A 7,770-nucleotide genomic window follows, 5' to 3' on the forward strand; every position below is an offset into this window, starting at 1 on the left:
GAATTGGGTAGCCGCGAGCACCGATACCTCGTCGGCGGCGGGTGGAAGCACGCCGGTCGTCGGGGCCGCTGCCGCGGCATTCTGCGCGCTCATCAATGCGCCGACACCGGCCAAGCTGGCGGCGGTGGCTGCCAGCGCTTCAGGTTGGGTGGTGACGAATGGCATCGGGGATCCTTTCGAAAGGTCACACGGGCGAACGCAGGCGCGCGAATACCACACGCCTGCAAGTGAATTCGTTGATTCGCCGCGAAATATGGGGATCTGGGCTCATTTGATCCACCCCGCCTTCAACCCAGTGCTCGGGTAGAAGCCATCAGCCGGTACGGCGGTTAAAGGCGAGCTTCATCGCCTGAACGCGATGCTAACGACGGTTTAACGGCAGATCAACGCGGCACGCAAGCTCATTGTGGATTGCTATGTAACTGGGGATAACCAGTCGCTGTCCGGCGGTGATCGCCGTGCAACGGATATCCGCGTCGGTGACCTGGCCCAGGGTGGCGGCATGACGACGTTCACGCGGGCCGAAATCGGAGCGCTCGGCGAGCGATTGGCAGCCGATCATTTGACCGGGCTCGGACTGCGAATCGTGACTCGCAACTGGCGCTGCCGCTACGGCGAACTGGACGTGATCGCCGTCGATCCACGTACGGACACCGTGGTGTTCGTCGAGGTCAAGACGCGAACCGGCGACGGCTTCGGTGGCCTGGAGCAGGCGGTGACCCCGCAGAAGGCGCGCCGGTTGCGGCGGCTGGCGGGCATCTGGCTGGCCGCCCAGGACCAGCGGTGGGCCGCCGTCCGCCTCGACGTCATCGGCGTGCGAATCGGCCGACGCCGCACCCCGGAGATCACGCACTTGCGGGGAATCGGCTGATGCCGCTCGGACGGGCGTTCTCGGTGGCCGTGCTCGGACTGGACGGCCAGATCGTGGAGATCGAAGCCGATATCACCTCGGGTCTACCGGGCGTGCATCTGGTCGGCCTGCCCGATGCCGCGTTGCAGGAGTCGCGGGACCGGGTCCGCGCCGCGATCACCAACTGCGACAACAAGTGGCCGATGTCGCGTCTCACGCTGGCGCTGTCGCCGGCGACGCTGCCGAAAATGGGGTCGGTCTATGACTTGGCGCTGGCGGCCGCGGTCTTGTCGGCTCAACGGAAGACCCCGTGGCGACGGCTGGAAACCGTGGTGGTGCTGGGGGAGTTGGCATTGGACGGACGAGTTCGACCAGTGCGCGGGGTGCTACCGGCGGTGCTTGCGGCCAAGGTGGCCGGCTGGGGCGCCGCGGTGGTTCCGGCCGAGAACCTTCCGGAAGCCAGCCTGGTCGACGGGATCGAGGTCTGGGGGGTGCGCACTCTGACGCAATTGCAGGGCTGGCTCTGTGGTTCGGCGAGGCTCGACGACCGGATCAGCGCGGCGGTTCCGGAGGCCGAGCCGCACGCGGATCTGTCCGAAGTGATGGGGCAGGCCCAGGCGCGCTTCGCTGTCGAGGTCGCTGCCGCCGGGGCCCATCATCTCATGCTGACCGGGCCGCCGGGCGTGGGGAAAACCATGCTGGCACAACGACTTCCGGGACTTCTCCCATCGCTTTCGAATGGTGAGTCGCTGGAGGTCACCGCCATCCACTCGGTGGCCGGCCTGTTGTCGGATGCCACGCCGCTGATCACCCGCCCGCCGTTCGTCGCTCCGCACCACAGCTCCAGCGTTGCGGCACTGGTCGGCGGCGGTACGGGAATGGCCCGGCCAGGAGCCGTCAGCCGGGCACACCGCGGAGTGCTGTTCCTCGACGAATGCGCCGAGATCGGTGTCAGCGCGTTGGAAGCACTGCGAACGCCATTGGAGGACGGTGAAATTCGTCTTGCCCGGCGAGATGGGGTGGCGTGTTATCCGGCTCGTTTTCAACTCGTCCTGGCCGCCAACCCGTGCCCGTGTGCGCCGGCCGACCCACGTGACTGCATCTGTGCCGCGGCCGTCAAGCGGCGTTATCTCGGTCGACTGTCCGGCCCGCTACTCGACCGCGTGGACTTGCGGGTGGAGATGCATCCGGTGCGCATGAGCGCGTTCGCCACCACCGAACCCGAGTCGACCACCAAGGTCCGTCACCGGGTGACGTTGGCCCGCGACGCGGCGGCGCAGCGTTGGGGCGCGCACGGATTCCGCACCAACGCCGAGGTCAGCGGAGCAGTCCTGCGGCGCCGATTCAGGCTGGGCAACGACGCGATGCAGCCGCTGCGGACGGCGCTGGACCGCGGGCTGATGAGCATTCGCGGTCTCGACCGCACGTTACGGGTCGCGTGGACTTTGGCAGATCTGGCAGGTCGCACCTCACCCGGACGCGACGAGGTAGCGACCGCATTGAGCTTCCGCCAACCGGGAGCCTCGCGATGACCGACGCGACGCTGCGTGCGTGGGCCTATCTGTCGCGGGTTATCGAGCCGCCCTGCGCGCAGCTTGACGCCTTGGCGCGCCGCGTGGGCCCGGTAGAAGCGGCCGAGCGGGTCCGACGTGGTCAGGTCGACGATGTGGTTGTCCGGCGCACCGAAGCGCGGCGTGAAATCGACCGGTCCGCAGCAGATCTCGAGGTATTGAATCGCAGAGAGGGTCGCCTGATCACGCCGGACGACGATGAGTGGCCGACGCTGGCTTTCGCCGCGTTCGGCGGCGCGGCGGGGGCGAAGCCGCAGGGGCGCCCCCCGCTGGTGTTGTGGGCCCTCGGTCCGGCGCGACTCGACGAGACGGCGCTGCGATCGGCCGCTCTCGTCGGAACCCGGGCCGCGACCAGCTACGGCGAGCAAGTTGCGGCGGATCTGGCGACCGGGTTGGCCGAGCACGATGTCGCGGTCATCTCCGGCGGGGCGTACGGCATCGACGGCGCGGCCCACCGCGCGGCCCTGGCAGCCGACGGCGTCACCGTCGCAGTGCTGGCGGGTGGGCTTGACATTCCCTATCCCGCCGGGCATTCCGCGTTGTTGCACCGCATCGGCAGCGACGGGTTGCTGGTCACCGAATATCCGCCGGGGGTGCGGCCGGCCCGGCACCGATTCTTGACCCGCAACCGATTGGTCGCGGCGTTCGCCGGCGCGGCGGTGGTGGTGGAGGCCGGTTTGCGCAGCGGCGCGGCCAGCACCGCTGCCTGGGCGCGGGCGTTGGGCAGAGTCGTCGGCGCGGTGCCCGGGCCGGTGACTTCGTCGGTGTCGACCGGATGCCATGCGTTGCTGCGGGCTGGCGCCGAAGTGATCACTCGCACCGAGGACATCGTCGAGTTGGTAGGCAATATCGGCGAGCTGGCGTCAGAGGAAGCCCGGCCGGAGACCCCGCTCGACGGGTTGGGCGACGAGGAGCGGCGGGTGTACGAGGCGCTGCCCGGACGCGGAACCGCCAGCGTCGACGAGATCGCCGTCGCCGCTGCCCTGGAGCCCGCCCGGATCTTGGCGCCACTGGCGATGCTGGAAATCGCCGGGCTGGCCGAGCGTCACGACGGCTGTTGGCGCATCGTCCGGAATCGTAGGCAACCGGCGGGACCGTGACGACTCGTATAGTCGGGGGGTCAGCGCTCAACGAGAGGAACCAGGTGCCCGGTCGACCAGTGCACACCTTCGAAGTGGTTCGCACCGAAGAACTCACGTCGCACATGATCCGGGTTGTCTTGGGCGGCAGCGGTTTCGACACCTTCACGCCGAGCGAATTCACCGACTCCTACGTCAAGCTGGTGTTCGTGGCCGATGACGTCGACGTGGCGGGGTTGGCGCAGCCGTTGACGCTGGACTCTTTTGCCGACCTACCGGCCGCCAAACAGCCGGTGGTGCGGACGATCACGGTTCGTCGCGCTGACCCGGCCGCGCGTGAGATCGCCGTCGACATCGCGGTGCACGGTGAGCACGGGACTGCCGGGCCGTGGGCCGCATCGGCAAAGCCCGGACAGCCGATGTATCTGATGGGACCGAGTGGGGCCTACGCGCCCGACCCCGCGGCCGACTGGCACCTGCTGGTCGGCGACGAGACCGCGCTGCCGGCGATCAGCGTGGCGCTGGAAGCGTTGCCGTCCAACGCAATCGGCCAAGCCTTCATCGAGGTCGCCGAACCCGAGGACGAGATCCCGCTGATCGCCCCGGAAGGCGTGCAGATCAATTGGATTCTCCGCGGTGGCCGAGCCGATCTGGTCGGCGAGGAGCGGGCCGGCGACCACTCGCCGCTCGTCGAAGCGGTCAAGACCGCACACTGGCTCCCCGGGCAGGTGCATGCCTTCGTGCACGGTGAAGCCCAGGCGGTCATGCACAACCTGCGGCCCTACATCCGCAAAGAGCGTGGTGTCGACGCGAAGTGGGCGTCCATATCGGGTTACTGGCGGCGTGGCCGTACCGAAGAGACCTTCCGTCAATGGAAGAAGGAACTTGCCGCCGCTGAAGCGGGTAGCCAGTAGGGCCTCGTCAGCCCAAGCGCCGGCTGGCATGCTCATCGCATGGCATTCGGCGACTACCAGAACGAGATCTATTTCCAGGGCTTGGCCGGAGTCGTGCCCAAGCTGCCGATGATCTTCGCGGAGCTGGAAGCCAAGGCCGAAAAGGCTCTGCCTCCTTCGATCTGGTCGTATGTCGCCGGCGGGGCGGGTGACGAGCGCACGCAGCGGGCCAACTGTGAAGCGTTCCAAAAGTGGGGTCTGATCCCACGGATGTTCGTCGGTGCCGCACAACGGGATTTGTCGATCGACTTGTTCGGGCTGACCTTGCCGAGCCCGCTGTTCATGGCGCCGATCGGAGTGATCGCATTGTGCGCACAGGATGGCCACGGCGACTTGGCGACCGCACGCGCCGCCGCCCGCACCGGAGTTCCCATGGTGATGTCGACGTTGACCGAAGACCCGCTCGAGGACGTCGCGGCCGAATTCGGTGACACCCCCGGTTTCTTCCAGCTCTACACCCCGACCGACCGTGAGCTGGCCGCCAGCCTGGTGCATCGCGCCGAGGCGGCCGGCTTCAAAGGCATCGTCGTCACCCTGGACACCTGGGTCACCGGCTGGCGCCCGCGCGATCTGAGCACGTCGAATTTTCCGCAGCTGCGCGGAAAATGCCTGTCCAACTACACCAGTGACCCGGTTTTCCGCGCGAGCCTCTCGCAAAGCCCCGAAGAGAACCCGCAGGGCGCGGTGCTGCGCTGGATTCAGGTCTTCGGCAATCCACTGACGTGGGACGACCTGCCGTGGCTGCGCTCGCTGACCAAGCTGCCGCTGATCGTCAAAGGCATCTGCCACCCCGACGATGCCCGTCGCGCCAAAGACGGTGGCGTCGATGGCATCTACTGCTCGACACACGGCGGGCGGCAGGCCAACGGCGGGCTTCCGGCGCTGGACTGTCTGCCGGGCGTGGTGGAGGCCGCCGATGGTTTGCCCGTGTTGTTCGACTCCGGCGTGCGCAGCGGTGCCGACGTCGTCAAAGCCCTGGCGCTCGGCGCGACCGCCGTCGGGGTCGGGCGGCCCTATGCCTACGGCCTGGCACTCGGCGGCGCCGACGGGATCGTGCACGTCCTTCGGTCGCTGCTGGCCGAAGCCGACCTGACGATGGCCGTCGACGGCTACCCGACGCTGAAAGATCTCACTCCGGACACCCTGCGGCGCGTCACCTGAGCCAGACCGTCGGTCTCTGCGACCGTGAGGTGGTGGAGGCGATCCTCGACGAATTCGACAGCTACCTGGAGCTGCAATGCCTTCGCTCGGCCCATACCCGCCGCGCGTACCTGGGCGATCTGCGGTCGTTGTTCGCGTTCCTCAGTGAGCGGGCGCCCGACACCGGCCTGCAAGGCTTGAACCTGCCGATCCTGAGGTCGTGGTTGGCCGCGGGGGCAGGCGCCGGTGCGGCGCGCACCACGCTCGCGCGCCGTACGTCGGCGGTCAAGTCGTTCACCGCCTGGGCGGTGCGGCGAGGGCTGCTGGCCGGCGACCCGGCCACCCGGCTGCAGGTGCCCAAGGCACGACGGGCCCTGCCGGCGGTGTTGCGGCAAGATCAGGCGCTTGCCGCCATGTCGGCCGCGAAATCCGGCTCACAGCAAGGTGATCCGCTGGCGTTACGCGACCGATTGATCGTCGAGTTGCTCTATGCCACCGGCATCCGGGTCAGCGAGCTGTGCGGCCTGGACATCGACGACATCGACAACGCACACCGGCTGCTGCGCGTGCTGGGTAAGGGCAATAAGCAACGCAGCGTCCCGTTCGGGGAACCGGCCGCCGATGCGCTGCGAGCCTGGTTGGCCGACGGGCGCCCGGCCCTGGTTGCCGCGGAATCCGGGCCTGCCCTGTTGCTGGGGGCGCGGGGCCGGCGGCTCGACGTGCGACAGGCTCGCACCGTGGTGCACCAGACCGTCGCCGCCGTCGATGGCGCCCCTGACATGGGACCGCACGGTTTGCGGCACAGCGCGGCCACACACCTGCTCGAGGGTGGGGCCGATCTGCGCGTCGTGCAAGAACTGCTGGGGCATTCCAGCCTGGCCACTACCCAGCTCTACACCCATGTGACGGTCGCGCGGCTGCGCGCGGTGCACGACCAAGCGCACCCGCGGGCCTGACCGATACGCGATTTGCCCGCCTCACAGCGACAACTCGCTGAGTTAGGGCGTCGGGCCCGACGAAGTCGCTCGGAGGCGGGCACAAAGGTGCCCCGACCCGACTGAAACCGCTGTGACTATCGATGCAGCGGCTTCAGCCGCATTCGCGTGGACGCCAACAGTCCCAGTGGATCGACGTAGTCGGCGCGGGCGGCCGGGCCCCACATCGCGCCCCAATGCAGGCACGCCGCGACCCGACAGCCTGGATGGCCGGCCAACAATTCACCGATCGCCGTCCCCGCGGTCACCGATTGTCCGGGCCGTACCGCGGCCCGCACCGGCTCGTAACTGGTGTGCAAACCGCCCGGGTGGGCCAGCGACACCAGCTCGCGGCCGGCCAGCGTCCCGGCGTACACCACCGTCGCGGGTCCCGCGGCATAGACCGGCTGGCCAGGACTGCCCGCCAGGTCGACACCGCGATGGCCGCGGGTCCAGTTCGGCGACGGGGCGTCGAAGGTACGCATCACCGCAGGTGGTGGTCGCAGCGGCCACTGCAGGCGGCCCGCGTCGCCACTGGCCGGAGCGGCGCAGACCAGCGTCGCGGCCAGGATCGTCGCCGCCCATCGCACCTCGTCAGTTCACCGCGACGCCGACAAACCGGCCAGCCAGCGCTGTGGACAAAGCACCTGGCCGAAGCGTGTAAACTCCTCTGCGCAGCCCGTAATTACGAGCTGACTTCGCGCGTCTGCATCGCGTCTCCCGTTCCACTAGGAGTTCGCACCGCATGCCGGCGGTCCCGTCCAACAGCGGGTCCGGCATCGCAGCAGCCGCCAGGGCCCGGCTTCACCCGTCGCTGGGCGACAACCGACACACAAAGGCATACGCATGGCCGTAGTAACCATGAAGCAGCTGCTCGACAGCGGCACGCACTTCGGGCATCAGACCCGTCGCTGGAACCCCAAGATGAAGCGGTTCATCTTCACCGACCGCAACGGCATCTACATCATCGATCTGCAGCAGACGCTGACCTTCATCGACAAGGCCTACGAGTTCGTCAAAGAGACTGTCGCCCATGGCGGCACGGTCTTGTTCGTCTGCACCAAGAAGCAGGCGCAGGAATCCATAGCCGACGAGGCGACCCGGGTGGGTATGCCGTACGTCAACCAGCGCTGGCTGGGCGGCATGCTGACCACCTTCTCCACGGTGCACAAGCGCCTGCAGCGGCTCAAAGAGCTCGAGGCG

At 68.1% G+C, this 7,770-nt stretch carries 8 protein-coding genes, 1 pseudogene and 1 riboswitch; of the genes and pseudogenes, 7 read left to right on the forward strand and 2 right to left on the reverse strand.

Annotated features, from left to right (window positions below):
- A partial coding sequence (locus VN856_RS26155; RefSeq protein ID WP_325694748.1) for a PE family protein occupies nt 1–165 on the reverse strand: 165 nt, incomplete at its 3' end.
- 132 nt (nt 166–297) lie between these two features.
- Nucleotides 298–359: riboswitch (Fluoride riboswitch) on the reverse strand.
- A 143-nt stretch (nt 360–502) separates the two neighbouring features.
- Between VN856_RS26155 and VN856_RS26160 the strand changes: the two genes are divergently transcribed.
- The 6 genes from VN856_RS26160 to VN856_RS26185 are packed head-to-tail and all read left to right on the forward strand — an operon-like array spanning nt 503 to nt 6,549.
- Complete coding sequence (locus VN856_RS26160; RefSeq protein ID WP_325694736.1) at nt 503–871, forward strand: YraN family protein; 369 nt, start codon at nt 503–505, stop codon at nt 869–871.
- Nucleotides 871–2,382, forward strand: a complete 1,512-nt coding sequence (locus VN856_RS26165; protein ID WP_325694738.1) for a YifB family Mg chelatase-like AAA ATPase — start codon at nt 871–873, stop codon at nt 2,380–2,382. The genes VN856_RS26160 and VN856_RS26165 overlap by 1 nt, the downstream gene beginning before the upstream one ends.
- Nucleotides 2,379–3,521, forward strand: a complete 1,143-nt coding sequence (gene dprA, locus VN856_RS26170) for a DNA-processing protein DprA (RefSeq protein WP_325694740.1) — start codon at nt 2,379–2,381, stop codon at nt 3,519–3,521. Before VN856_RS26165 ends, dprA begins: the two co-directional genes overlap by 4 nt.
- A 44-nt stretch (nt 3,522–3,565) precedes the next feature.
- The gene (locus tag VN856_RS26175) at nt 3,566–4,414 is read left to right on the forward strand and encodes a siderophore-interacting protein (RefSeq protein ID WP_325694742.1); all 849 of its coding nucleotides are present in this window, start codon (nt 3,566–3,568) and stop codon (nt 4,412–4,414) included.
- A 39-nt stretch (nt 4,415–4,453) separates the two neighbouring features.
- Nucleotides 4,454–5,614, forward strand: a complete 1,161-nt coding sequence (locus tag VN856_RS26180) for a lactate 2-monooxygenase (protein ID WP_325694743.1) — start codon at nt 4,454–4,456, stop codon at nt 5,612–5,614.
- Nucleotides 5,615–5,646: 32 nt separating this feature from the next.
- On the forward strand, nt 5,647–6,549 hold the full coding sequence (locus VN856_RS26185; RefSeq protein ID WP_325694744.1) for a tyrosine recombinase XerC: 903 nt from the start codon (nt 5,647–5,649) through the stop codon (nt 6,547–6,549).
- Nucleotides 6,550–6,674: 125 nt separating this feature from the next.
- Here VN856_RS26185 and VN856_RS26190 read toward each other — a convergent pair.
- Nucleotides 6,675–7,124 (reverse strand): annotated as a pseudogene (locus VN856_RS26190) (M23 family metallopeptidase); the annotation flags it as partial.
- A gap of 289 nt (nt 7,125–7,413) precedes the next feature.
- Here VN856_RS26190 and rpsB point away from each other — a divergent pair.
- Nucleotides 7,414–7,770, forward strand: a 357-nt coding sequence (gene rpsB / locus VN856_RS26195; protein WP_325694746.1) for a 30S ribosomal protein S2, incomplete at its 3' end; no start/stop codon positions are given.

It is taken from the genome of Mycobacterium sp. (genome assembly GCF_035603715.1).
In the GTDB taxonomy this organism is placed as follows: domain Bacteria; phylum Actinomycetota; class Actinomycetes; order Mycobacteriales; family Mycobacteriaceae; genus Mycobacterium.